The sequence below is a fragment of the Herbaspirillum sp. GW822-FHT03A08 genome (assembly GCF_058801885.1).
Genome location: NZ_JBXANR010000003.1, coordinates 666716 through 691047, shown reverse-complemented (window position 1 = coordinate 691047; position 24332 = coordinate 666716). Strand labels below are relative to the sequence as shown.

General features: G+C 58.9%; 22 protein-coding genes. 13 read left to right on the top strand and 9 right to left on the bottom strand.

Annotated features, from left to right (window positions below):
- Positions 1-199 precede the first annotated feature (199 nt).
- A complete protein-coding gene (locus tag AC1RN6_RS12325) occupies positions 200-2410 on the top strand; it encodes a TonB-dependent receptor (RefSeq protein ID WP_493005635.1) in 2211 nt (736 codons plus the stop codon).
- Positions 2411-2501: 91 nt separating this feature from the next.
- Here AC1RN6_RS12325 and AC1RN6_RS12320 read toward each other — a convergent pair whose 3' ends face one another.
- The 4 genes from AC1RN6_RS12320 to mltG form a co-directional block, all read right to left on the bottom strand.
- Entirely contained in the window at positions 2502-3005 is a 504-nt protein-coding gene (locus AC1RN6_RS12320; protein ID WP_493005632.1) for a GNAT family N-acetyltransferase, read from the bottom strand.
- A gap of 74 nt (positions 3006-3079) precedes the next feature.
- Positions 3080-4108, bottom strand: coding sequence for a DNA polymerase III subunit delta' (locus AC1RN6_RS12315; protein ID WP_493005631.1), 1029 nt, complete (start codon positions 4106-4108; stop codon positions 3080-3082).
- A gap of 45 nt (positions 4109-4153) precedes the next feature.
- Positions 4154-4762, bottom strand: a complete 609-nt coding sequence (gene tmk, locus AC1RN6_RS12310; protein WP_493005629.1) for a dTMP kinase — start codon at positions 4760-4762, stop codon at positions 4154-4156.
- A gap of 56 nt (positions 4763-4818) precedes the next feature.
- Positions 4819-5799 (bottom strand): endolytic transglycosylase MltG, encoded by a 981-nt coding sequence (mltG, locus tag AC1RN6_RS12305; RefSeq protein WP_493005628.1) that lies wholly within the window; start codon positions 5797-5799, stop codon positions 4819-4821.
- Between the two features lie 97 nt (positions 5800-5896).
- Here mltG and ygfZ point away from each other — a divergent pair, with 97 nt between their 5' ends.
- The 3 genes from ygfZ to AC1RN6_RS12290 are packed head-to-tail and all read left to right on the top strand — an operon-like array spanning position 5897 to position 8079.
- Positions 5897-6964: a CAF17-like 4Fe-4S cluster assembly/insertion protein YgfZ gene (gene ygfZ / locus AC1RN6_RS12300; protein WP_493005627.1), complete on the top strand. Its 1068-nt coding sequence runs from the start codon at positions 5897-5899 to the stop codon at positions 6962-6964.
- Between the two features lie 15 nt (positions 6965-6979).
- Complete coding sequence (locus AC1RN6_RS12295) at positions 6980-7267, top strand: DUF4936 family protein (RefSeq protein WP_493005625.1); 288 nt, start codon at positions 6980-6982, stop codon at positions 7265-7267.
- Positions 7258-8079: an NRDE family protein gene (locus tag AC1RN6_RS12290; RefSeq protein WP_493005624.1), complete on the top strand. Its 822-nt coding sequence runs from the start codon at positions 7258-7260 to the stop codon at positions 8077-8079. The genes AC1RN6_RS12295 and AC1RN6_RS12290 overlap by 10 nt, the downstream gene beginning before the upstream one ends.
- A gap of 517 nt (positions 8080-8596) precedes the next feature.
- Here AC1RN6_RS12290 and AC1RN6_RS12285 read toward each other — a convergent pair.
- From AC1RN6_RS12285 to AC1RN6_RS12270, 4 genes are all read right to left on the bottom strand, one after another.
- The gene (locus AC1RN6_RS12285) at positions 8597-9916 is read right to left on the bottom strand and encodes a dicarboxylate/amino acid:cation symporter (RefSeq protein WP_493005622.1); all 1320 of its coding nucleotides are present in this window, start codon (positions 9914-9916) and stop codon (positions 8597-8599) included.
- Between the two features lie 363 nt (positions 9917-10279).
- Positions 10280-10705, bottom strand: coding sequence for a GNAT family N-acetyltransferase (locus tag AC1RN6_RS12280; protein ID WP_493005621.1), 426 nt, complete (start codon positions 10703-10705; stop codon positions 10280-10282).
- Between the two features lie 2 nt (positions 10706-10707).
- Positions 10708-11193 carry a PaaI family thioesterase gene (locus tag AC1RN6_RS12275; RefSeq protein WP_493005620.1) on the bottom strand — a complete coding sequence of 162 codons (486 nt, stop codon included), beginning with the start codon at positions 11191-11193 and terminating at the stop codon, positions 10708-10710.
- Positions 11194-11205: 12 nt separating this feature from the next.
- Positions 11206-11508, bottom strand: coding sequence for a Dabb family protein (locus tag AC1RN6_RS12270; protein WP_493005618.1), 303 nt, complete (start codon positions 11506-11508; stop codon positions 11206-11208).
- A gap of 180 nt (positions 11509-11688) precedes the next feature.
- Here AC1RN6_RS12270 and AC1RN6_RS12265 point away from each other — a divergent pair, with 180 nt between their 5' ends.
- Together AC1RN6_RS12265 and AC1RN6_RS12260 are read left to right on the top strand one after the other, a co-directional pair.
- Positions 11689-12306: a 3'-5' exonuclease gene (locus tag AC1RN6_RS12265; RefSeq protein WP_493005616.1), complete on the top strand. Its 618-nt coding sequence runs from the start codon at positions 11689-11691 to the stop codon at positions 12304-12306.
- A gap of 196 nt (positions 12307-12502) precedes the next feature.
- Positions 12503-14161 carry an MFS transporter gene (locus AC1RN6_RS12260; RefSeq protein WP_493005614.1) on the top strand — a complete coding sequence of 553 codons (1659 nt, stop codon included), beginning with the start codon at positions 12503-12505 and terminating at the stop codon, positions 14159-14161.
- An 81-nt stretch (positions 14162-14242) separates the two neighbouring features.
- On the opposite strand, the gene AC1RN6_RS12255 is transcribed toward AC1RN6_RS12260, so the two are convergent.
- A complete protein-coding gene (locus tag AC1RN6_RS12255; RefSeq protein WP_493005612.1) occupies positions 14243-15148 on the bottom strand; it encodes a LysR family transcriptional regulator in 906 nt (301 codons plus the stop codon).
- A 191-nt stretch (positions 15149-15339) separates the two neighbouring features.
- Here AC1RN6_RS12255 and AC1RN6_RS12250 point away from each other — a divergent pair, with 191 nt between their 5' ends.
- The 7 genes from AC1RN6_RS12250 (at position 15340) to AC1RN6_RS12220 (ending at position 24306) form a co-directional block, all read left to right on the top strand.
- Positions 15340-16641, top strand: a complete 1302-nt coding sequence (locus AC1RN6_RS12250) for a CitMHS family transporter (RefSeq protein WP_493005611.1) — start codon at positions 15340-15342, stop codon at positions 16639-16641.
- Positions 16642-16650: 9 nt separating this feature from the next.
- Positions 16651-17991 (top strand): acyclic terpene utilization AtuA family protein, encoded by a 1341-nt coding sequence (locus AC1RN6_RS12245; protein ID WP_493005609.1) that lies wholly within the window; start codon positions 16651-16653, stop codon positions 17989-17991.
- Between the two features lies 1 nt (position 17992).
- On the top strand, positions 17993-18301 hold the full coding sequence (locus AC1RN6_RS12240; RefSeq protein ID WP_493005607.1) for an AtuA-related protein: 309 nt from the start codon (positions 17993-17995) through the stop codon (positions 18299-18301).
- Between the two features lie 194 nt (positions 18302-18495).
- Positions 18496-19707, top strand: a complete 1212-nt coding sequence (gene purT, locus AC1RN6_RS12235) for a formate-dependent phosphoribosylglycinamide formyltransferase (protein WP_493005605.1) — start codon at positions 18496-18498, stop codon at positions 19705-19707.
- Between the two features lie 161 nt (positions 19708-19868).
- Positions 19869-21470, top strand: coding sequence for an L-aspartate oxidase (gene nadB, locus AC1RN6_RS12230; RefSeq protein WP_493005603.1), 1602 nt, complete (start codon positions 19869-19871; stop codon positions 21468-21470).
- 112 nt (positions 21471-21582) lie between these two features.
- Entirely contained in the window at positions 21583-21864 is a 282-nt protein-coding gene (locus AC1RN6_RS12225; protein ID WP_493005602.1) for a putative quinol monooxygenase, read from the top strand.
- A gap of 114 nt (positions 21865-21978) precedes the next feature.
- Complete coding sequence (locus AC1RN6_RS12220; RefSeq protein WP_493005601.1) at positions 21979-24306, top strand: patatin-like phospholipase family protein; 2328 nt, start codon at positions 21979-21981, stop codon at positions 24304-24306.
- Positions 24307-24332 lie beyond the last annotated feature (26 nt).

The following is a 24332-nucleotide window of genomic DNA, read 5'->3' as shown; positions in this document are numbered from 1 at the left end:
ATACACAACACATGAGCAAAAATTTACATAAATTATGACCCCAGCAAGAAATTACGAATGCAAACAATAACGATTCTTAATTATAATTCGATCACTCCGCTCCCCGGCTCCTGCCTCAGGCATTTGCAAGTCCAGCATTCAGTTGTTGCAACCCCGGAGCGCCAAGGTTTTCGATCAAGTCCCTATATCAAAGGATTCCATGCAATACCGCCTCACCCCTATTGCAGCAGCCCTGACGGTTGCTTTCATCGTGCCGTTGACATACTCCAACCCAACCCGCGCGCAAACAGCGCCGGCTGACGCCGCACAAGCGAGAACCGATCAGGCGTTGCCGTCGGTGACCGTGAATGCATCGGCTGACGCGTCTGCGGAAGGTTTGCCACCGGCGTATGCAGGTGGCCAGGTGGCGCGCGGTGGTCGGGTGGGCTTTCTGGGCAACAAGGATTTTCTGGAAACGCCGTTCAGCACCACCAGCTACACTCAGGAACTGATCAAGGATCAGCAAGCGCGCGGCGTCGGCGACGTGCTGCAAAATGACCCCTCGATTCGCGTCGCTCGCGGATATGGCAACTATCAGGAACTGTACGTCATCCGAGGCATGTCGCTGAACTCCGATGACCTGGCCTACAACGGCTTGTACGGTCTGCTGCCGCGTCAGTATGTGGCGACCGAATTGCTGGAGCGCGTCGAAGTGCTGCGCGGCGCCAGCGCCTTCCTCAACGGCATGACTCCTGGAAGCAGCGGCATCGGGGGCACCATCAATTTATTGCCGAAACGTGCGACCAGCGATCCGATTTCGCAAGTGACCGCAGGCTGGGAAACCGGTGGTCAAGGCTACTATGCCGCCGACCTCGGACGCCGCTTCGGCCCCGATGATCGCATCGGCATACGCATCAACGCAGCCCGTCGCGAAGGCGGCACCGGCATCGATAACGAAAACCGCGAACTGGGTCTGGCATCGGTCGGTCTCGATTATCGTGGCAACAACTTCCGCCTGTCGGCCGATCTTGGATATCAAGAGCAAAAGCTGACCAACGCTCGGCCGAGCGTTACCCCAGGCTTTGGCATCGCCATTCCGTCGGCACCAAATGCTTCCAGCAATTTTGGTCAGGCCTGGTCGTATTCGAATGAGCGCGATCTGTTCGGTACCTTGCGCGGTGAATGGGATATCACCTCGGATGTGACCGCCTGGGCCGCCTATGGCATGCGCCGCGGCAACGAAAGCAACTCGCTGGCCAATCCGACCATCACAGGCGCAAATGGCGCGGCCGCCACCTATCGCTTCGACAATACACGCGAAGACAACGTCAACACAGGCGAAGTCGGTATCCGCGGCAAGTTCAACACCGGCCCGGTGAAGCACGAGCTGAGCGCGACGGCGTCGATCTACCAACTCGACAAGCGCGCAGCTTACGGCACCAGCGACTACAACGCGCTGCCAACAAACATCTACAGCCCGGCAAACTATGCGATCCCGGCCATCACATCGACCGGCGGCGGCAACTTATCGGCCCCTCTGACAACGGAAAGACAAGAACTCACCAGTGTCGCCATCGCCGACACCGCCTCGTTCATGGATGATCGCGTTCAGATCACTTTCGGCGTACGAAATCAACGCGTCAAGGACACCGGCTACGACTATGCCACCGGCATCCAAAACGGTTACTACAACAACAGCGCCGTGACGCCAATGGCGGCGATTGTGTTCAAAGTACTCAAGGACTTGTCTGTATACGGCAACTATGTCGAGGGTCTGCAAACCGGTGCACGGGCTACCAGCGCCACGGCCACTAATTTCGGGCAGATGTTTGCACCGTACAAGTCAAAGCAAAAAGAAATCGGCGTCAAATACGATGCCGGTAAAGTTGGCCTGACTGCCGCAGTATTCACAACTACACAACCAAATGTGTATGAAGATCCGGCATCGCACTACTATGGTCCGAACGGTGAGCAACGCAACCGCGGCGTCGAGCTTTCTGCCTTTGGTACGCCAATGCGCGGTCTGCGCCTGCTGTCCGGCTTGACTTTTCTCGATGCGAAACAGACGCGCACCTCCGGTGGCCTGACCGACGGCAAATACGCCATTGGCGTGCCGAAGACTCAGGGCAATGCAGGCATCGAATGGGATATTCCGGGCGTTCAGGGTCTCAGTGTCAATGCGCGCGCAGTCTACACTGGCTCGCAATATGCCGATGCCGCCAATACGCAGGAGATCCCATCGTGGGTACGTTATGACCTCGGCGCACGCTACGTCACTGCAATCGGGGGCCAAACCATCACCATCCGCGGTCGCGTCGACAACGTCGCCAACAAGAACTATTGGGCGTCTACCGGCGGTTCGTTCAGCAGCGGTTATCTGGTGCTGGGTTCGCCGCGGACGTTCGTGCTGTCGGCAGCCGTCGATTTCTGATCGCACAATCTGCAAAATCGACAGTTTGAAACCGCAAGAAAAAAGCAGATCCGAGGATCTGCTTTTTTTATGCCCCGACTATACATTTCGGTCAGGCCACGCGTTTGCCCAGAATCACCAGATCCCGCTCAATTCCATCCAGCGTCGCCACGCGCGGCATGTCGGCCCAGCGCTCAAACGAAAATGACTCAAACAGCTTCAGGCTCGGCTGGTTATGACCGAACACGAAGCCAAGCAGCGTGTGTACCTTGATCGACGGTGCGAAAGCAATCGCCTGTTCGAGGAAATAACTGCCGAGCCCCTGGCCGCGTACCTTTTCGTGGATATAGACCGACAGCTCGGCAGTACCGGAATATGCAGGACGGCCATAGAAGTTGGAATATGACAGCCAGCCGATAATCTCGCCGTCGCGCTCGGCCACCCACAGCGGACGCTTGCCGGGGGTATGTTCATCGAACCAGGCCTGGCGGGACTCCACGGATACCGGTTCGGTGTCGGCGGTGACTTCGCGCGAGGCGACAGTGCTGTTATAGATGGCGACGATGGCGTTGAGGTCTTCCTGGCGCGCCAGGCGATGAGTATAGGTAAAGCGCATGGTGAAAACGGAGTGAATGAATCAGGTTATTGGTTTGTTAAGCGATCGTTTGCAAATATCGACTATCGCCCGCCTCAGGCAAACAAGGTCGAATACTCGATCAGCATTTCTTCAATGAACAGCCTCGCCGACAAAGGATGGTCCGCAATCGCGCGCCGATCGTTGGCAGCTTTCAGCGCAGAAGCAATCGTCACGGTATCGACGCGGCCGCTCAGTGCGCCCAGTTCTTTGCTGTAGCGCGGATAGTAGCGAATCGGGCCGCCGGACTTCAGTGAAAACAAATCGTAGAGCCAGCGCTGTTGCCAGCCCACCAGATCGGCAACCGGAATTTTTTGCAGCCGCTCGGCAGTCTTCAGGGCAACGTCAATGCCAGGATGACTCAATGAACGCAGGAACTCGTCCATCGTTTCGCGGCTATCGCCCTGGGAGGCATTGAATGCTGCCAACGGCGCCCCGCCCTGCTCCGACAGCCAGACGTCGGCGTCTTTCACATTCTGCTGCTTCAGCCAGGCCAGGCCTTCGTCATGCGACGGCAACGCCAGCGCAAATTTACGACAGCGCGACAGGATGGTCGGCAGCAAGCGATCGAGACGATTGGAGACCAGCAGGAACATGGTGCTCGGCGGCGGCTCTTCCAGGGTTTTCAGCAAGGAGTTGGCGGCGGCGGTATTGAGCGCTTCGGCCGGATACAGCACCACCACGCGCATGCCCGAACGGTGTGTCGACACGTTCATGAAATCGGACAAGGCGCGGATCTGGTCGATCTTGATTTCCTTCGAAGGAGTCTTGCTGGCCTTCGCAGTTTTTTTCTCTTCGCCCTCGCCGTCGTCGGCAGCGTCCTCGCCATCGAGGATTTCTGGGCGCACGCGGCGGTAATCAGGGTGGTTGTATTGCGAGAACCAGCCGCAGGACGCGCAGGCGCCGCAGGCATGGCCGTCGGGCTGCACGTTTTCGCACAGCAGCGATTGGGCGAACGATTCAACGAAGTCGGTCTTGCCGATGCCTTCCGGGCCATAAAACAAAATGGCGTGCGGCAAGCGGGCCCGCAACTGCTGGAGTTGCAGCCAGCTGTCCTGCAGCCAGGGAAAAACGGTATTGCTCATGCGTGATCAATCAAGAATGAAGCGTTGATCGGAAAATTTTGTTTCTCAGACATTCGCCAGCAACTGCGCGATGTCTTGCTGGATGTCGGCAATGGAACGCGTCGAATCGATGACGCGAAAACGCTGCGGGAACTGTTTGGCCCGGCGCAGATACTCGGCACGCGTGGCGGCGAAGAAGTCGGCCTTTTCCTGCTCAAACTTGTCCAATGTCCGCTCAGCGTCCAGACGTGCACGCGCCACTTCCAGCGGTACGTCGAACAACAGCGTCAGATCCGGCTGCAGATGCGGATGCACCCATTGCTCCAGGGCGTCGAGCTTGTCCAGCGACAGATGGCGGCCTCCGCCTTGATAGGCGAAAGTCGCGTCGGTAAAACGGTCCGAAATCACCCAGTCGCCGCGCGCCAATGCGGGCTCGATAACTTGCGCCAGGTGCTCACGACGGCCCGCGAACATCAGCAGCGCCTCGGTTTCCAGATGCATCTTCTGATGCAGCACCATGGAACGCAGACTTTCGCCCAGTTCGGTGCCGCCCGGTTCGCGCGTGGTGACGACGGTCAATCCGCGTGTGCGCAGCAGGTCGGCGACGAAAGCGATGTGCGTCGACTTGCCGGCGCCGTCGATGCCTTCAAAGGTGATGAATTTGCCTGATGCCATGTGGTCCGTCTTCGTCAGATAAAAAGTGATTCAGCGTGAAGTTCCTGCGCCGCAGGTCAACGTTGATATTTGTTGACCGCCTGATTGTGCTCGCTCAGGTTGCTGGAAAAATGGCTGGTGCCGTCGCCACGGGCGACAAAGTACAGCGCGTCGGTCTTGTCCGGATTCATCGCCGCTGCCAGCGACGCCGCACCCGGCAAGGCGATCGGTGTCGGCGGCATGCCTTTGCGGGTGTAGGTATTGTACGGCGTGTCGGTCAGCAGGTCGCTTTTGCGGATCACGCCCTGGTAGCGCTCGCCCATGCCATAGATGACGGTTGGGTCGGTTTGCAGCAGCATGCCGGTTTTCAGGCGATTGACGAAGACACCGGCAACCATGCCGCGCTCGGATTTCTGTCCGGTTTCCTTTTCGACAATGGAGGCCATGATCAGGGCGTCGTACGGCGTCTTATAAGGCAACGACAGGTCGCGCTTGCTCCAGGCCTCGGCCAGACGCTTGTTCATCAGGGCAAATGCCTGGCGATAGATCTGCATGTCGCTGGCGCCTTTGGCGAACAGATAGGTGTCCGGAAAGAACAAGCCTTCCGGCGCGGCGAATTCAGTGGTCAGCCTGGCAAGCAACTCATTGTTGGAGAGCGCCGCCGTATCGTGTTTGAGCCCCTTGTGTTCGGCGATGGCCTGGCGCATCTGCCGGAAGCTCCAGCCTTCGATGATGGTCAGCGATTCCTGGGCGAATTCGCCGCGAACCAGTTGTTCCAGCAGGCGCAATGGCGTGTAGCCGGGCTTCAGCTCGTAGCTCCCGGCTTTAATGCGGCTGCCCTTGCCGCTGCCGCGCGCCAGCAAGGCGAACAAAATCGGATTAACGGGCGCGCCGGCATCCGCGATCTGCTGGGCGGCGCCGTTGATGCCCGCTCCCGGCGTGATGGTGAATTCGACCGGCTTCTGCCCCTCTTCGATGATCGGCTGGCTCAGCCAATAGGCGCCCCCGCATGCAAGGGCGACGCAGAGCAACAGGAGAGTGTTAAATATTTTTTTCATTGTTGAGGCAAAATCCGGCGCAATCCGACGCGTTTTTCCAGCGCCACTATAATCGAGGCATCAATGATAATCGCTGTATAGCTCAGTAACCTAATTTATGACCGAATCGACTCAAGCATCCGCGCCCTGGCAGGCATTTCTCGAACAGCACGGCGCCCATATCGAGGCCGCAAACGGCGCGGAAGTAGGCTATTTCGGCGCAGCCGCTACGGCAGAGTTGCCTGACAACTTTGTTGCGCCGCTGACCGATCTCGGCCTGATCTCGCTGAGCGGCGACGACGCCGCCAGTTTCCTGCATAACCAGATTACCAACGACGTCGAAAAACTCGACCTCGCGACCGTTCGTCTGGCCGGCTATTGCACGCCGAAGGGCCGTCTGCTGGCGACCTTTCTGATGTGGAAGGACTCGGGCCAAATCGTTTTACAGTTGCCGCGCGCCATCCAGCCTGCTATCCAGAAGCGCCTGCAGATGTTCGTGATGCGTTCCAAGGCCAAGCTGGCCGATGTCAGCGAACAATACGTTGCGCTCGGGCTGGCCGGCAATGCCGCCGCCGAAGCCCTGCAGCAATGGTTTCCGCAATTGCCGTCGCAAGCCTATACCAAGACCGACAACGAAAACGGCACGTTGGTGCGTGTCGCGGACAGCCGTCAGGCGCCGCGCTATCAATGGATTACTTCGGTTGAGCAAGCGATGGCCGCGTGGCCGGCTTTGACGCAAACACTGAGCGCCGTCGGCACCCACGCCTGGCGCCTGACTGATATCTATGCGGGCGTGCCGGTCATTACGCAGCCGACGCAAGAGCAATTCGTTCCTCAGATGATCAATTTCGAGCTGATCGGCGGCGTCAATTTCAAAAAAGGCTGCTATCCCGGCCAGGAAATCGTCGCGCGCAGCCAATATCTGGGCAAACTCAAGCGCCGCAGCGTGCTGGCGCTGGTCGATGCGACCAATGTCCGCGCCGGTGCAGAAGTGTTTTCCAGTGAAGATCCTGGCCAGCCGTGCGGCATGGTCGTCAATGCAGAACCGGCAGGAGCTGGCAAATCAGCCTGCCTGGTGGAAATCAAGCTGGCGGCGAGCGACAACGGCACCATCCATCTCGGCGCCGTCGATGGCCCCGTGCTGCAATTGCAGCCCCTGCCCTACGAACTGGCGGAACCGCAATAAGCGACGGGATTGTCGATGGATCTCTACATCTATTACCGCGTGCTCCTGAGCGACAGCGAACAGCTGCAAAAACAGGCTACCGCCATGCAGGCGCAGTTGTCACAGCAATACAAGGTCGCCACGGAACTCAAACGCCGTCCGCAAGATCAGGATGGCAAGCACACCTGGATGGAGGTATATCTGGATGTGCCCGACGGCTTTGAGTCCGTGCTGAAACAAAGTATCGCCGCCAGTCAGTTGGACAAGCTGATTGACGGCCCGCGCCACACCGAACACTTTCTGGACTTTTCACCATGTGCCTGATCATTTTTGCGTGGAAAGTCATTCCCGGCATGCCGCTGATCGCTGCCGCCAACCGCGACGAGTTCTATCAACGCCCGGCCAGTGCCGCAGGCTGGTGGGAAGATCGCCCGGATGTCTATGCCGGCCGCGACCTGCAAGCTGGCGGCACCTGGCTCGGCGTCACCCGCGACGGCCGTTTTGCGGCGCTGACCAATGTGCGCGCGCCGTCGGAAAAGCGTCCCGACGCGCCGACGCGCGGCAAACTGGTCTCCGACTATCTGTCAGGCGCCTTCACGCCGGAACAATACGTTGACCATATCCGTCCGGGCGCGGCGGAATACAACGGCTTCAATCTCGTAGTCGGCGACCGCGAAACCTTGCTCTGGTACTCCAACAAGGGCGACGACGATCCGCGCAACGGCAAACCGCTTGGCTATGGCGTCTACGGCTTATCCAATGCCCTGCTCGACACGCCGTGGCCCAAGGTGACACGCGCCAAAGCGCAGTTCGCCAGCCTGCTGTGCCAGGGTGCGCCGGAAGAAACCTTCTTCGAACTGCTCAGCGACAGCACGCGGGCCAATGATTGCCGCCTGCCGAGCACCGGCGTCAGTCTGGAATGGGAACGCACGCTCTCATCGATTTTCATCTGCTCCCCCGATTACGGCACACGGGCATCGACCGTCGTACGGGTTCCCATCGTCGGCGAGCCTGTCTTAAGCGAACACGTCGTCGATCCGATTACATCTTGCCAGGCCGAACCTGCCACCGAGCAGCAAAAGAAGACTTCGCCATGCAAGATGAAAATCAAACCGGATGCTGAGAGCCCGAGTTGATGATCATCGGGTTGAAGACCGAAATATGACAAGATATAAGCAAAACAGATAACTGATATTTGAGAAATAAAGTAGTCGGATTTTGTGCGGAGCATTAAAGTTACACCTGTCTCCTCCAATTTCCTCCTTAAAGAATTGGATTTAAGCCCGCGCCGCAAGGCCGCGGGCTTTTTTTTCGCCTCTCGATATCCAGCTGCGGCAGCCTGCTCCGCCCGCCGCTTCGTTCGATCCGCATCCCTGACACTTCCTCGCGCCCCGATAAATCTTATCGAAATAGCATGCTGCACCGCAGAATGACTATTGCGCACAAAGGGAACACAATAGCTTCAAATAAATCCAGTCCTTGAGAGGCTGTGAGGAGACCAAGACCCGTAACGTTCCCCCCTTCGTTATGGGTCTTTTCTTTTGTGCGCGCACTTTATCTCTGCTTCGGCAAATAAAAAACGGCGGCAGGACAATCAAGTCCCGCCGCCGTTTTTTTTACGCAATCCGGCAAGCCGGATATGCGCGTCAATCGTCAGTGATGAATCTTGGCTTCCGTACGATCCAGCACCGCTTCCGGCGAGTTCGCTTCTTCTGAAGTCTCGTTGTTCAGCTGAGCATGCAGACGCTTCTCGTCCAGTTCATTGCTCCACTTCGCCACGATGATGGTTGCCACGCCGTTGCCGATGGTGTTGGTCAGGGCGCGCGCTTCAGACATGAAACGGTCGATACCGAGGATCAGGGCCAGACCTGCGACAGGCACGTGCCCCACCGCCGACAAAGTCGCCGCCAGCACGATGAAGCCGCTGCCGGTGATACCTGCTGCTCCCTTCGATGTCAGCAGCAAGACCGCCAGCAAAGTCAGTTCTTGCGTCAGCGTCATCGGCGTATTGGTCGCCTGAGCGATAAACACCGCCGCCATGGTCAGGTAAATCGCCGTACCGTCCAGATTGAACGAATAACCGGTCGGAATCACCAGGCCGACGACTGTCTTCTTCGCGCCCAGGTTTTCCATCTTGGCCAGCATGCGTGGCAGCACCGATTCCGAAGACGAGGTACCCAGCACGATCAGCAGCTCTTCCTTGATATATTTGACGAACTTCCACACGCTGAAGCCATGCAGACGCGTGATGATGCCCAGCACGATAAAGATGAAGATCAGGCAAGTCAGGTAGAAAGTGCCCATCAGCTTGCCCAGCGAAAGCAGCGAACCGACGCCGTACTTACCGATGGTGAACGCCATTGCACCGAATGCGCCGACAGGAGCGGCCTTCATGATGGTGCCGACAACTGCGAACAGGACGTGGGAGATTTTTTCGATGAAATCAAAAATCATTGTGCCACGGCCACCGAAGCGATGCAGCGCAAAGCCGAACAGCACCGAGATCAGCAACACCTGCAGAACGTCGCCCTTGGCAAACGCATCCACCATGCTGACCGGGATGATATTCATCACGAAATCGATCGTGCTGGTCATCTTGCCCGGACCGGTGTAAGCCGTGATGCTCTTGGTGTCGATGGTGTTCGGATCGATGTTCATGCCGGCGCCAGGCTGCAGCACATTGACCAGCACCAGGCCGACGATCAGCGCCAGCGTGCTGACGACTTCAAAGTACAGCAGCGCCAGGCCGCCAGTCTTGCCGACCTTCTTCATGTCTTCCATGCCGGCGATACCGAGCACGACAGTGCAGAAGATCACCGGCGCGATGATCATCTTGATCAGTTTGATGAAACCGTCGCCGAGCGGCTTCATTGCCTCGCCGGATGACGGATAGAAATGCCCCAGCAGGACGCCGATGACAATTGCCACCAACACCTGAAAGTAGAGGGATTTATAAAGTGGCGTTTTGCCCATGCGGTTCTCCGTTTATTCTAAGATCTTAGGAAACTTGTCGTGCAGTCGACATTGCCAAAGAATAAAGCCGCAACTGTCACTGCGGGCGCAAGTATGCATTACCAGCATACCCCTAGATATTGTGGGAAACCACAACAAAACGTCGAAACATGGCCAGAAGGCAACGGAAAAACTTCTGGATGCCCGCGGCAATGGCCGCACCGGGCAATTCATCACATTGCTGCAATGCGAAAATCGCAGTTATATATGTGCAGCCCTATAGCCGCAAGGCGCAAAGCACCGGCAAAGCCGTTGCTAGTGGGAAGACGCGTTAAACAAGGACGACTTCTGAAGCCGCCCTTCCTTCGCTTCAATCAAGCCTGATCAGGCCAGTGTGGCCCGCATGTGGATATGGGGTATACCTGCTTCCATGAACTCGTCGCCCTCTTGGGCAAAACCGTGGCTACCGTAAAAGGATGCGGCATGCGTCTGCGCATTCAACGCCACTTCATGATCACCACGTTGGCGCGCCGCCGCCATCAGCGCCTGCAATACAGCGCCGCCGATGCCCTGACCGCGGCCGGGCTTGCGCACCGCCATGCGACCGATGTGACCGTCTGGCAGCAAACGACCGGTGGCGATCGGTGTGCCGCCTTCGTCATAAGCGACGGCATGCACGCAGACGGCGTCCATCTCGTCCATTTCCAGTTCCGCCGGCACGTTCTGCTCGACGACAAAAACTTCATTGCGGATCAATGCGGCGTCTTCGCGCAGATCATTCCACGCAGCGATTTTGATGTTGTGTTTCATGTTCAGTCCTGTTGCGGTGCTGCCGGGGCAGCCTGTGTTTCATTTGTCTCACTTGTGTCGTGCGTCAGCTTCTTGGCGATGTCGACGCGCTTGATGGCTTTGAATGTTCCCATCGATTTGGCAACCAGCTTGTCGCCGTTCCACAGCTCCGCTTCGCAAAAACACATCGTCGTGGAACGGTGATACGCCTTGCCGCGCGCGATAATAGTTTCACCCGCCTTGCCTGCCGGTTGCAGAAAACTGGTGCTCATGTCGACCGTCGCCGATGATTTGGCGTCCGGAATGGCGGTGCGTGCCGCCAGTCCCATTGCAACATCCATCAGCGTCATGGAAATGCCGCCTTGCGCGACTGCCCAGCTGTTCATGAATTCGGGCTGCAGCTTGAGCGCCATGACGGCCTTGCCATCACCATATTCCAGGACTTCGACGCCGAGGCTCTCCAGATACGGATTGCCGTTGGTGAAAACTTCAGAGAGTAAATAGGTCATGTCGGTGCAAACTCAGACTTCGTAATCCATGCATTGGCGTCCTTCACGGATCGCGCCGATGAACGGCTTGATGGCGATATGGTCCGGGTGATCCTGATACGCGTCCAGTGCGGCCTTGGATTCGAACTCGGAATACAGCACCACATCGTAGGTGGCTTCCAGACCGGGCTGCGCCAGCGCTGCCTCAAACTTCAGGATGCCGGGCACCAGATTGGCACAGCCGTCGAGCAGCTCTTTCATCTTGCGCGCGTTGGCGGCCTTGTCGGCGCCTTCGGCCTGGTCTTTGAGTTTCCACATGACGATATGTTTAAGCACGGTGTTTCTCCTGACTGCAAATGGGTGAATGATGAATCGCAAAGCCGTAATGATAAGCGAAGGCAGCCACGCAAGCAGGCAACGCCGTCTCCCGGTTTTCAGCAGAGAAGCCGCCGCGTATTAAAATGACGCCTTTCTGCCGTCATTCGTTGTCATTTTCTTTTTTGGATTAGCGTTACCGTGATCAATCAACCTGTCGTCATGCTGGACTTCGAAACCACCGGCCTGAGCCCTGCTCAAGGCGCCCGCATCACCGAAGTCGCCGCGCTGCGCATCGTCGACGGACGTATCGTTGAGCGTTTCGTGTCGCTGATCAATTGCGACGTCGAAGTTCCTTACGAGATCACGGCGCTGACCGGTATCACGCAAGAAATGGTCGATTCGGCGCCGTCGGTGGAGCGCGTCCTGCCGGAGCTGTTGCGCTTCATCGGCAGCGATGCTCTTGCAGCGCACAACGCCAGTTTCGACTCCAAATTCCTGACCGCCGAAGCTGAACGTCTGGACATGCAGGCAAGCTACTCCGAACTGGTCTGCTCGCTGCTGCTGTCGCGCCGGCTGCTGCCGGGGCTCTCCAGCTACCGTCTGTCGAGCCTGGCCGATAGCCTTGGCATTCGCTTCAGCGGTCACGCCCACCGGGCCGAAGCCGATGCCGAAGTGTCTGCCGAATTGCTGCTGCACCTGAGCGACCGTTTGCGCGGTCACTACAAATGCCCGCACATCGATCCCGGTTTGCTGGTCGCGATCAATCGTCTTCCCGCCGCCAGAGTCCCCGGCTTCCTGCAAGAACAAACCGCCTGACTTTTGCTGCACCGCACCCACCACAAAGCCTGCGAATCCGCTCCGGATCCCGGATTGCGCCTGTAAGCTTATGTAAGTTTCAAGCAAGTATTGCGTAAGTTTCGCGTCGCACACTCCATGCGTGCACAAATGGCGCCTGCGCAGTTTGGGTCGCCCGTTTGTATGCTCAATTACATCAATAATCAAGGAGACAAGCATGGCGACAGCTTCCACTGCGCACACCATTACGCCTGAAGAGCGCAAAGTTATTTTTGCCTCTTCGCTGGGCACTGTGTTTGAATGGTACGACTTCTATCTGTACGGCTCGCTGGCAGCGATCATCGCCAAGCAATTCTTTGCCGGCACAGATCCCAACACTGCATTCATTTTCGCCTTGCTGGCATTCGCGGCAGGCTTCATCGTGCGTCCGTTCGGCGCGCTGGTGTTCGGCCGCCTGGGCGACCTGGTCGGACGTAAATACACCTTCCTGGTGACCATCCTGATCATGGGTGCGTCGACCTTCATCGTCGGCATCCTGCCGAACTACAACTCCATCGGCATTGCCGCGCCGGTGATCCTGATCATCCTGCGCATTCTGCAAGGCCTGGCGCTGGGTGGTGAGTACGGCGGCGCAGCGACTTACGTCGCTGAGCACGCGCCGGAAGGCAAACGCGGCTCCTTCACTGCATGGATCCAGACCACAGCGACGCTGGGCCTGTTCCTGTCGCTGCTGGTGATCCTGGGCGTACGCACCGCCGTCGGCGAAGCAGCATTCGCAGACTGGGGCTGGCGCATTCCTTTCCTGGTCTCGATCATCCTGCTGGGCATTTCCGTCTGGATCCGCCTGTCGATGAATGAGTCCCCGGCTTTCCTGAAGATGAAATCCGAAGGCAAGATTTCCAAGGCGCCGCTGACCGAAGCATTCGGCCGCTGGAAAAACCTGAAACTGGTTATCCTGGCGCTCATCGGTATGACTGCAGGTCAAGCCGTGGTCTGGTACGCAGGTCAGTTCTATTCGCTGTTCTTCCTGACGCAAACGCTGAAGGTTGACGGTCCGCTGGCCAACATCCTGATCGCACTGGCGCTGCTGCTGGCGACACCGTTCTTCCTGATCTTCGGTTCGCTGTCCGACAAGATCGGCCGCAAACCTATCATCCTGGGTGGCTGCCTGATCGCTGCGGTGACTTACTTCCCGATCTTCCAGGGCCTGACCCATTACGCCAACCCAGCGTTGGAAGCAGCACTGCAAAAAGCACCGGTGATCGTCACTGCCGATCCTGCAACTTGCCAATTCCAGTTCAACCCGACCGGCACCAAGAAGTTCACTTCGTCTTGCGATATCGCCAAGGCCAAGCTGTCGGCTGCTTCGGTGAACTACGAAAACGTGGCTGCTGCACCCGGCACCGTTGCCACCATCAAGATCGGCGACAAGATCATCACATCGTATGACGCCGCCGGCCTGTCCAAGGAAGATGCTGCTGCAAAAGACAAGGCGCTTTCCAAGGAATTGGCTGACGACATCAAGCTGGCCGGCTATCCGACCAAGGCCGATCCTGATCAGATGAACAAGCCGATGGTCCTGCTGCTGCTGTTCATCCTGGTGCTCTACGTGACCATGGTCTACGGCCCGGTCGCTGCCGCGCTGGTCGAAATGTTCCCGACTCGCATCCGCTACACCTCGATGTCCATGCCTTATCACATCGGTAACGGCTGGTTCGGCGGCCTGCTGCCAACCACAGCGTTCGCACTGGTGGCGTACAAGGGCGACATCTACTACGGTCTGTGGTATCCGATCGTGATCGCCCTGGCGACTTTCGTCATCGGTCTGTTCTTCGTCAAAGAGTCGAAAGACAACGACATCAACGCCGAAAACTAAAAGTATCAAGAGGGGGAAGCCAGACGGCTCCCTCGCTTGCAAGAAGTCTGAAAGTACAAGTGAGAGAGTACGTCGAGCCGGTCAGGGTGCAAATCCTGACCGGCTTTTTTCTTGTATCAATTCCAGCAAACCTTGCGCGGCGATCGACAGGCTGCGCTCCTTGGCTTTGACGATCAGCAGCGGCCGCACCAGATCGGGTGCGTTCAGCGGAATCGCTACCAGATTCGGATGGCGAAACTGAAACAGCGTCAGTTCCGGCACCAGACTCACGCCCAGCCCGCTTTCAATCAGACCGGCGACGGTCGCCAGATGCTCCACTTCCAATCCCGTATTGATCACGCCAATCGGCTGCAGCAACGCGTCGAGATGCTGACGCACGCTGGTCGAACGCGCCAGATGGATGAGTTCGCAACCGGCCAGTTGCGGAATCTGGATGATGCGCTTTTTCGCCAATTTATGATCGCGCCGGCACACCAGATAAAACGGGTCTTCACACAGTGGCTGTGTGTCAAATTCCATCAGATTCGGCCCTGGCGCCGTCAGCGCAATGTCGGCCTTGCCTTGGCGCAGATAGTTCAGGCAATGATCTGAAATCGCATCGAACAGCTCCACCGTCACGCCCGGATGCTGCGCGCGATATGCCGCCAGCACCGGTGGCAGCCAACCCGCCGCCAGCGACGGCAACGCGGCGATCGAGACTTTTCCCTTGCGGCGTGCAACGTAGTCGCTCATGTCTGAAAACGCAGCCTCGATATCGCTCATCAGTTGCCGCGCCACTTCGACGAACAACTCTCCTTCCGGCGTCAGCGTCACGTTGCGGGTATCGCGTTCAAAAAGCTTGGCGCCGGCGGCGGCTTCCAATTTTTGAATCATGACGCTGAAGGCCGATTGCGACACGTGGCAGCGTTCGGCCGCGTGGCCGAAATGACGGCAATCATTGAGCGCAAGAAATCCTTGCAACAGCTTGGTCGAGATATTTGCTTGCATGGCAATTCATTCATAAAACCGATTAATCAATCGGAAAAATGCACTTTACAACAAAATTGCACGCCGCCTAAACTCGCCCTGCAATGACATAGCGTCTGGATCAGACCTATAAACCCATCCAGACGGATCGACAAGAATCCTCGGAAACCGCCAGCCGGTATTCCGCCAAACAAAAAACACCGGAGACACGCATGCTCGCCCTGCTCGGCTTTATCACGATCGTTTTGCTATTCACGGCCATCCTCACCAAGAAGATGTCGCCGCTGGTTGCCCTCATCGCCATCCCTATCGCCGCTGCATTGATCGGCGGCTTCGGCATGCAGACGTCGAAATTCATCGTCTCCGGTGTCACCTCGATCGCACCGGTAGCGGGCATGTTCGTGTTTGCGATCCTGTTCTTCGGCATCGTCACCGACGCCGGCATGCTGGACCCGATCATCAGCCGCATCCTGCGCACCGTCGGCAGCCGCCCCAGCCGCATCGTGCCGGGCACGGCCTTGCTCGCGCTGCTGATCCATCTGGACGGCTCCGGCGCGGTAACCTTCCTGATCACCATCCCCGCGATGCTGCCGCTGTACAACCGCCTCGGCATCGACAAGCGCATCCTTGCCTGTGTGGCCTCGCTGGCGGCCGGGGTCAACTTCCTGCCGTGGACCGGTCCTATGATCCGCGCTTCGGCCGCGCTGCATATCCCTGTCAGCAACATCTTCACGCCGCTGATTCCGGTGCAGCTGGTCGGCCTGGCATTCGTCTTCATCACGTCCTACGTGCTCGGCCTGCGAGAAGAAAAACGCCTCGGTCTGAGCTCCAGTGCCGCAGCCGGTTTTGTGCAGGAACATACGCTTACCGAAGACGAAAAGAAGATCCGCCGTCCGCGCAATTTCTGGATCAACATCATCCTCACCGTGTTCGTGCTGGGCGTGATGATCAGCGGCAAAGTCGATCCGGTCGTGATGTTCATGATCGGCGTGGTGCTGGCGCTGATGATCAACTATCCCGACGTCAATATGCAGCGCGCCCGTATCGATGCGCATGCCAAAGCGGCGCTGCTGATGGCCAGCATTTTGTTTGCCGCAGGCGTGTTCACCGGCATCATGACCAAGTCCGGCATGCTGACTGCAATGGCGAAGATGGCCGTCGGTTTCGTACCGCCGTCGATGGCATCGCATATTCCGGTCGTACTCGGCTTGCTATCGATGCCGCTGAGTCTGCTGTTCGATCCCGATTCGTTCTACTTCGGCGTGCTGCCGGTGATTGCAGAAGTCAGCCACATCCTCGGCGTGCCTTCGATTCAGGTTGCACAAGCGGCGTTGCTGGGCCAGATGACTACCGGTTTTCCGGTCAGCCCGCTGACGCCCGCGACCTTCCTGGTGTGCGGCCTTGCCGGTATCGAACTGGCCGATCATCAGAAGTACACCATTCCTTTCCTGTTCGGCGCATCGGTGGTCATGACGATTGCCTGCGTGCTGCTAGGACTGTTCCCCTTGCTGTAAAGAGTTGCCATGAAACATATCCGCATCGGCGCCGGCGCAGGCTATTCCGGCGACCGCATTGAACCCGCCGTCGAACTCGCCGAAAAAGGCGATCTCGACTACCTGATCTTCGAATGCCTGGCCGAGCGCACCATCGCCATCGGTCAGCAGGCGCGCCGCGCCGATCCGCAAAAAGGCTATGACCCGCTGCTGGCCGAGCGCATGCATGCCGTGCTGAAATTATGCGCCGCAAAAGGCATCAAGATCGTCACCAACATGGGTGCAGCCAATCCACTGGCGGGCGCTGCCAAGGTCCGCGAAATCGCGATGGAACTCGGCCTGCCGCAATTGAAGATCGCTGCCGTCAGCGGCGACGACGTGCTCGATATCTTGCAGAGCGGCGACTACCGCATTGAAGACAACGGCCTGCCGGTGAAATCGCTCGGCGACAAGCTGGTATCCGCCAACGCCTATCTCGGCGCGCAGCCTGTCGTTGATGCGCTCAAAGCCGGCGCCGATGTCGTCATCATCGGTCGTATCGCCGACCCGGCGCTGGTGCTCGGGCCGCTGATCCATGAATTCGGCTGGGCTGCGGATGACTGGAAACTGTTGGGACAAGGCACGCTGATCGGCCATCTGCTGGAATGCGCGGGGCAAATCACCGGCGGCTACTTCGCCGATCCCGGTGTGAAAGACGTCAAAGACCTCGCGCGCCTCGGCTTCCCCATCGGCGAAGTTGCAGAAGACGGCAGCGCCGTCATCACCAAGGTCGCAGGTTCAGGCGGACAAGTCACCGCAGCAACCTGCAAGGAACAATTGCTGTATGAAATCCACGATCCGCGCAGCTACTTAACGCCCGATGTCATCGCCGATTTTTCGCAGGTCGTCATCACCGAAATCGGCCCGGACCGTGTTGCCGTCACCGGCGGCAGCGGACGCGCCCGGCCAGACACGCTCAAGACCACGCTCGGCTATGTCGACAGCTACATCGGCGAAGGCCAGATTTCCTACGCCGGCCCCGGCGCGCAGGCACGCGGACAGCTGGCGCTCGACATCATCAGGGAGCGCCTCGCCATCATGGGCGTGCAAAACGATGAAATGCGCTACGACCTGATCGGCGTCAACGCCATCCACGGTGCGCAGATGTCTGCCCCAGCTAACGAACCATACGAAGTCCGCGCACGCGTGGCCGGCCGCACAGCCAGCATGCGCGAAGCAGTACGCATCGGCAACGAAGTCGAAACGCTCTACACCTGCGGTCCTGCCGGCGGCGGCGGCGCGACCAAATCGGCGAAGGAAATCATCGCCGTGCTGTCGGCACTGGTGCCGCGCGATCTGATCAAACCGACCATCCATTTTGAGGAGAGCTGACATGCTGCTGCGTGACATCGCGCATTCGCGCGCGGGCGACAAGGGCGACATCTCCAATATCTCTGTCATTGCCTACGACATCAACGACTACGCCATGCTGGAAAAGCATTTGACGGCGGAGCGCGTGAAGGCGCATTTTGCCGGCGTTGTATATGGCGAAGTAGTACGCTATGCGCTGCCGCATCTGGGTGCGCTCAACTTCGTGATGAAGCAGGCGCTGGGCGGCGGCGTCACCCGTTCGCTGGCGCTCGATGCCCACGGCAAGAGCCTCAGCGGCGCCATGCTGGCCATGCAATTGCCTGACCGCTGACCAGCCATGCCGAAAGCGGACAAGGACGGATAAGCGCGGCCCATCGCCATTCCTTTGCACTTATCCGCCTTTCTTCAAGTATTGTCTCAAGACCTTTCCCTAATGCTAACGGCGGCGCAATTTTGGCTGTCCAAAACAGTCAAGATTTGGTATCGTCGCGCGATTCCTCGACTTTCCTATCTGCATTGACCTCCATGAAGACACCTGTCCGCCTCGGCACTCCGCTTTCTCCTTCCGCCACCAAAGTCATGCTGCTCGGCTCCGGCGAGCTCGGCAAAGAAGTGATCATCGCCCTGCAACGGCTGGGCGTGGAAGTGATCGCCGTGGACCGCTACGCCGATGCGCCGGGCCATCAGGTGGCGCACCGCGCGCACGTCATCAACATGACCGACGGCGCAGCACTGGCGGCACTGATCGAAAAGGAGCAACCGGATCTGGTCGTGCCGGAAATCGAAGCCATCGCCACTGAAACCCTGGTCGAGCTGGAAAAGGCCGGCAAGGCGCGCGTCATCCCGACCGCCCGCGCCGCCTGGCTGACCATGAACCGCGAAGGCATCCGCCGCCTGGCCGGAGAAACGCTGAGCCTGGCGACGTCCCCTTACCGCTTCGCCGACAGCCTGGAAGAACTGAAAGCCGCCACCGAACAGATCGGTTTCCCGTGCGTGATCAAGCCGGTCATGTCGTCCTCGGGCAAGGGCCAGTCGAAGATCGACAGCGCCGCCGAAGTCGAAGCAGCATGGAACTACGCCGCAGCCGGCGGCCGCGTCGATTCCGGTCGCGTCATCGTTGAAGGCTTCATCGATTTCGACTACGAAATCACCCTGCTGACCGTACGCTCGCTCAACGAAAACGGCGACACCGTCACCAGCTTCTGCGAGCCGATCGGCCACGTGCAGGTCAAGGGCGACTACGTCGAATCCTGGCAGCCGCACCCCATGCACCCGACCGCGCTGGACAAGGCGCGCGACATCGCCCGCAAGGTCACAGAAAATCTCGGCGGCCTCGGCCTGTTTGGCGTGGAATTGTTCGTCAAGGGCGAGATGGTCTGGTTCTCCGAAGTCAGCCCGCGCCCACACGACACCGGCATGGTCACCATGGTCAGCCAGATCCAGAGCGAGTTCGAATTGCACGCCAAGGCCATCCTCGGCCTGCCGGTCAACGTTGCGCTGCGCACGCCGGGCGCTTCCGCCGTGATCTACGGCCAGCACGACGCCAAGGCCATCGCGTTTGAAGGCGTGGCCGATGCGCTGCGCATCCCGGGCGCCGACATCCGCCTGTTCGGCAAGCCGGAATCGTTTGAACGCCGCCGCATGGGCGTGGCGCTGGCCGCCGCCGACAACGTCAGCGACGCACGTATCCGCGCCAAGCAGGCTGCCGCCAAGGTCAAGCCGGTCAAAACCAGCTAATCTCTGCTGTATCTGCTGTATTGGCATCGCTGCGCATTCGTGCAGCGATGCATCCTTCCCCGCCGCTCTCTCCTGACTCCCCCCTGACGTTGCCCGTGCGATTGCCGACCGCGATTGGCGGCTATAATCGTGCATTCCTTTCAATATCTTCCTCAGCTCCCATGAAATTCGATGTCGCCATCATCGGCAGCGGACTTGCCGGTTTGTCTGTCGCCCTGCACCTTGCCGAAAAGAAAAACGTAGTCGTGATCTCCAAGGGCGAACTGCTCGACGGCGCCAGCAACTGGGCCCAAGGCGGCATCGCTGCGGTACTCGACTCAGGCGACAGCCATGAGCAGCATATCGACGACACCTTGATCGCCGGCGCCGGTTTGTGCGACGAAGGCTCGACCCGCTTCATCGTCGAGCACGGCCGCGAAGCGATCGAATGGCTGATTGAGCAAGGCGTACCGTTCACCCGCGACGACAGCGCCGAGCTGGGCTATCACCTGACCCGCGAAGGCGGCCACAGCCAGCGCCGTATCATCCACGCCGCAGACGCCACCGGCCATGCCGTACAAGTTACGCTGGAGCAGCGCGTACGCGCCCATCCGAACATCACCCTGCTGGAGCATCACTGCGCCATCGACGTCATCACGACGAAGAAACTCGACCCTTCCGCCAAAGGTACGCCACGCTGCGTCGGCGTCTACGTGCAAGACGTCAAACAAGGCAAGGTCGTCACCATCGCCGCCGATCACACCGTGCTGGCCACCGGCGGCGCGGGCAAGGTGTATCTCTACACATCCAATCCAGATTCCGCTACCGGCGACGGTATTGCAATGGCATCCCGTGCCGGTTGCCGCGTGGCCAACATGGAGTTCATCCAGTTCCATCCGACCTGCCTGTATCACCCGTATGCCAAGTCCTTCCTGATCAGCGAAGCCTTGCGCGGCGAAGGCGCTTTGCTGAAGCTGCCGGCCGGTGCCGGTGCAGCTGCAGGAACGCGCTTCATGCCCGAACATGACGAGCGCGCCGAACTCGCGCCGCGCGACATCGTCGCCCGCAGCATCGACTTTGAAATGAAAAAACGCGGCCTCGATCACGTCGACCTCGACATCAGCCACCAGCCGCCGGAATTCATCAAGGAACATTTTCCGACCATTCAGGCGCGCTGCCTCGAGTTCGGCATCGACATCACCAAACAGCCGATCCCGGTCGTGCCGGCCGCACATTACACCTGCGGCGGCGTCGTCACCGACATGTCCGGCCGCACCGATCTGCCCGGTCTGTATGCCGTCGGCGAAACAGCTTACACCGGCCTGCACGGCGCCAATCGCCTGGCCAGCAATTCACTGCTGGAATGCCTGGTGCTGGGCCGCGCCGCCGCGCAATACATCGAACAGCAGACCGCCGCGCCCGAACTTGCTTTGCCGGCCTGGGATGAAAGCCGCGTCACTAATGCCGACGAAGAAGTCGTGATCTCGCACAACTGGGACGAGCTGCGCCGCTTCATGTGGAATTACGTCAGCATCGTGCGCACCAACAAGCGCCTGGAACGCGCACAACACCGCATTCGTCTGCTGCGCGAAGAAATCGACGAGTACTATGCCAACTTCCGCATCACGCGCGACCTGCTGGAACTGCGCAATCTGGTGGAGGTGGCATCCCTCATCGTCAACAGCGCGCTGGCGCGCAAGGAAAGCCGCGGCCTGCACTACAGCCTGGACTATCCGGACACGCTGGCGAAGGCCTTGCCGACAGTGCTGTCGCCACAAAAATAAACGCGCCGGAACGCCGGTTCGGGATAATAATGGACAGTGGCAGCCGAAGGTATCGGCAAAAAAACGCGGGTATAAAAACAGGCAATACAAATCAGACTTGCTGAAGGAGGAAATGATGAGCATCACGCGTATCAATACATTCCGGGCGCTCGACGATCGTGTCGATGATTTGAAGAAATTCCTGCTGGCGCTGCTGCCGACCATACGCGCCTCGGTCGGTTGCCAATCCTGCCAGTTGCTGCAAGACCAGACCATTCCATCGCGCATGGTCATTATCGAAGTCTGGGATAGCATCGAAGCGCATCACGACTCGCTGCAGCACGTCTCCAAGGCCAGTATTGAAGAAGTCAAAACCATGCTGGCGGCAGCGCCTGTGGGCGGCTACTACCAATAAAGCCGACGGCTGCGGCAAAGACGGTGTCGCGTTCGCCGGCCGGAATCTGCCGGCTCGCGGCTGAATCGCTGTTTCTTCCTGTCTTTCTCGCGCGCTTCGCATTGCCCACAAGGCATGGAGCGATTTACCATTGCGGCATTGCCATTTTTTCTCTCTATCGTGACACGCACTCCCTTCTTCAATCTGCCCCGTCTTGTCGCGGGAGTTGCACTGGCGGCGCTATTCACGCAGTCTGCGCTGTCCGCCGGGAATACCGACACGCCGGCCAGGGGCGTTACCGCCAAACCAAGACCGCGCATCGGCCTGGTGCTGTCCGGCGGCGGCGCGCGCGGCTATGCCCACCTCGGCGTGCTGCAATATCTGGAGAAGCTGCACATTCCGGTGGATTACATCGCCGCCACCAGCATGGGTGCGCTGGTAGGCGGCCTGTACGCCAGCGGCATCTCCGCGGAAGAACTGGAACACCGCCTGTCGCAGACCAACCTCAGCGATATTGCCTTCGACCGCAACGAACGTGCCAAGCTGCCGCAGTCGCAACGCGAAGATGATTTCCAGTATCCGATTTCGATCGCGGTCGGTTACGACGACGGCAAACTGAAGCTGGCGCCCGGACTCGTGCAAGGCAACAACCTGCTGACCCTGCTGCAAAACTGGACTGCACAGTTACCGGGAAATATCTCCTTCGACCGCTTGCCGATTCCTTTCCGCGCCGTCGCCACCGATCTCGGCAAAGGCACGGCCGTCATTCTCGACCATGGCTCCTTGCCACGCGCGATGCGCGCCAGCATGGCCGTGCCGGGTCTGTTTGCGCCGTATCAGATCGATGATCGCACACTGGTCGACGGCGGCCTGGTAAGTAATCTGCCGGTGCAGGAAGCACGCGACATGGGCGCCGACATCATCATCGCCGTCAACATCGCCACGCCGCTGCAGGATCCGGCGAATCTGCAATCGCCGACGGCGGTGGCACAGCAGATGGTCGGCATTCTGATCCAGCAAAACGTCAAATCGCAAAAAGCGCTGCTCGGCAAGAACGACATTCTCATCGAGCCGGAACTGGCAGGCATGTCATTCACTGATTTTGCGCGCGGCAGAGATGGCGTCAATGCCGGCTGGGACGCTGCACAGGCGCAAAGCAAGCGGCTCACCGAACTCTCGCTGCCGCCGGAAGAATGGAAAACCTATCTGGCGGCGCGCCATACCGATATGGCGCTGGCGAAGGACACGCGGGTCGACGCCATCGAGATCAAGACCACCGGCCGTATTCCCGCCGCCTACGTGCGCAGCCGCCTGAGCGTCAAGGAAGGCGACGTCTACGATGCCGATCAGATCAACCAGCAGTTATCGCAACTGTCGACCAATGGCGATTTCAACGCCTTGACGCAGGAAATAGTGAGCAAGGACGGCCGCAATGTCCTGCTGATCGATGCCGAAGAAAAATCATGGGGTCCGCAATATCTGCTGTTCGGGCTTGGCATCTCCAACACTTTCGACGGACGTGGCAGCGTTAACCTGCAGATCGGCCATCGTTACCCATGGATGAATCAGAGCGGTCTGGAATGGCGCAATGATCTTGTTCTCGGCAACAAGCGAGCAAGCCTGCATAGCGAGCTGCGGCAGCCGGTTTTCGGTGCGTCGGGCCTGTATGTCTCACCTTATGTCGACATCGGCCGCCGCTATGTCGACGCCTATCTGGATGGCAGCGATGCCAAAGCATCGCCGGTCACCCAATATCGCATCGATACCGCCATTGCCGGCGTTGACCTCGGCATGCCGCTGGCGCGGCTGGGTGATCTGCGGCTGGGTGTCAGCTACCAGCATACCAAGTACACACCGACCTATAACGTCTCCCTGGATAGCTTTGGATCGCTGTTCGAAGCCAGCCAATCCAGCCAACCAGTCGCGCGTGCGCGCCTGACTATCGATCAGCTCGACGATCCGCTGTTCCCGCGCAAGGGTTATTACATCTATTCAGAAGTCAATCGCGGCTTCGGCCAAGTGGACAATCGCTATAGCGATGCACAGCTTAAAACGCTGTGGGCTTTCAGCCGAGGTCGCAACACCTTCAATGTGGCGGTAGAGGCAGCCAGCAATCTGTCCAGCAACAATGCGGGACCGGGATTTTTCCTCGGCGGATTTCAGCGCCTGTCGGCTTATGCGCCCGATCAGTTTTACGGCAACTACTTGCTCTACAGCCGCCTGACCTATCTGCGCGATCTGACCGACTACAGCCTGCTGGGCTTGCGCAGTCCGGTGCTCGGCACCAGCCTGGAGGCCGGCAATGTCTGGCAACAGAGGGAGGCTTTCGGCGACGGGCCGTACAAGAAGAGCCTCAGTCTTTTCCTGGGCGGCAACAGCCCGGTCGGCCCGGTTTATTTTGGCGCAGCGCTCGGCCAGCAAGGCGTTTGGAATTTGTATTTGCAGCTGGGACGCGTGTTCTAGGCAGCGCCAAAAGACAGCGCATCTGA

Excerpts from the sequence above, each read along its gene's own strand:
- AC1RN6_RS12325 (WP_493005635.1), top strand. The coding sequence starts at position 200 with ATGCAATACCGCCTCACCCCTATTGCAGCAGCCCTGACGGTTGCTTTC.
- AC1RN6_RS12320 (WP_493005632.1), bottom strand. The coding sequence starts at position 3,005 with ATGCGCTTTACCTATACTCATCGCCTGGCGCGCCAGGAAGACCTCAAC.
- AC1RN6_RS12315 (WP_493005631.1), bottom strand. The coding sequence starts at position 4,108 with ATGAGCAATACCGTTTTTCCCTGGCTGCAGGACAGCTGGCTGCAACTC.
- tmk (WP_493005629.1), bottom strand. The coding sequence starts at position 4,762 with ATGGCATCAGGCAAATTCATCACCTTTGAAGGCATCGACGGCGCCGGC.
- mltG (WP_493005628.1), bottom strand. The coding sequence starts at position 5,799 with ATGAAAAAAATATTTAACACTCTCCTGTTGCTCTGCGTCGCCCTTGCA.
- ygfZ (WP_493005627.1), top strand. The coding sequence starts at position 5,897 with ATGACCGAATCGACTCAAGCATCCGCGCCCTGGCAGGCATTTCTCGAA.
- AC1RN6_RS12295 (WP_493005625.1), top strand. The coding sequence starts at position 6,980 with ATGGATCTCTACATCTATTACCGCGTGCTCCTGAGCGACAGCGAACAG.
- AC1RN6_RS12290 (WP_493005624.1), top strand. The coding sequence starts at position 7,258 with ATGTGCCTGATCATTTTTGCGTGGAAAGTCATTCCCGGCATGCCGCTG.
- AC1RN6_RS12285 (WP_493005622.1), bottom strand. The coding sequence starts at position 9,916 with ATGGGCAAAACGCCACTTTATAAATCCCTCTACTTTCAGGTGTTGGTG.
- AC1RN6_RS12280 (WP_493005621.1), bottom strand. The coding sequence starts at position 10,705 with ATGAAACACAACATCAAAATCGCTGCGTGGAATGATCTGCGCGAAGAC.
- AC1RN6_RS12275 (WP_493005620.1), bottom strand. The coding sequence starts at position 11,193 with ATGACCTATTTACTCTCTGAAGTTTTCACCAACGGCAATCCGTATCTG.
- AC1RN6_RS12260 (WP_493005614.1), top strand. The coding sequence starts at position 12,503 with ATGGCGACAGCTTCCACTGCGCACACCATTACGCCTGAAGAGCGCAAA.
- AC1RN6_RS12255 (WP_493005612.1), bottom strand. The coding sequence starts at position 15,148 with ATGCAAGCAAATATCTCGACCAAGCTGTTGCAAGGATTTCTTGCGCTC.
- AC1RN6_RS12250 (WP_493005611.1), top strand. The coding sequence starts at position 15,340 with ATGCTCGCCCTGCTCGGCTTTATCACGATCGTTTTGCTATTCACGGCC.
- AC1RN6_RS12245 (WP_493005609.1), top strand. The coding sequence starts at position 16,651 with ATGAAACATATCCGCATCGGCGCCGGCGCAGGCTATTCCGGCGACCGC.
- AC1RN6_RS12240 (WP_493005607.1), top strand. The coding sequence starts at position 17,993 with ATGCTGCTGCGTGACATCGCGCATTCGCGCGCGGGCGACAAGGGCGAC.
- purT (WP_493005605.1), top strand. The coding sequence starts at position 18,496 with ATGAAGACACCTGTCCGCCTCGGCACTCCGCTTTCTCCTTCCGCCACC.
- nadB (WP_493005603.1), top strand. The coding sequence starts at position 19,869 with ATGAAATTCGATGTCGCCATCATCGGCAGCGGACTTGCCGGTTTGTCT.
- AC1RN6_RS12225 (WP_493005602.1), top strand. The coding sequence starts at position 21,583 with ATGATGAGCATCACGCGTATCAATACATTCCGGGCGCTCGACGATCGT.
- AC1RN6_RS12220 (WP_493005601.1), top strand. The coding sequence starts at position 21,979 with ATGGAGCGATTTACCATTGCGGCATTGCCATTTTTTCTCTCTATCGTG.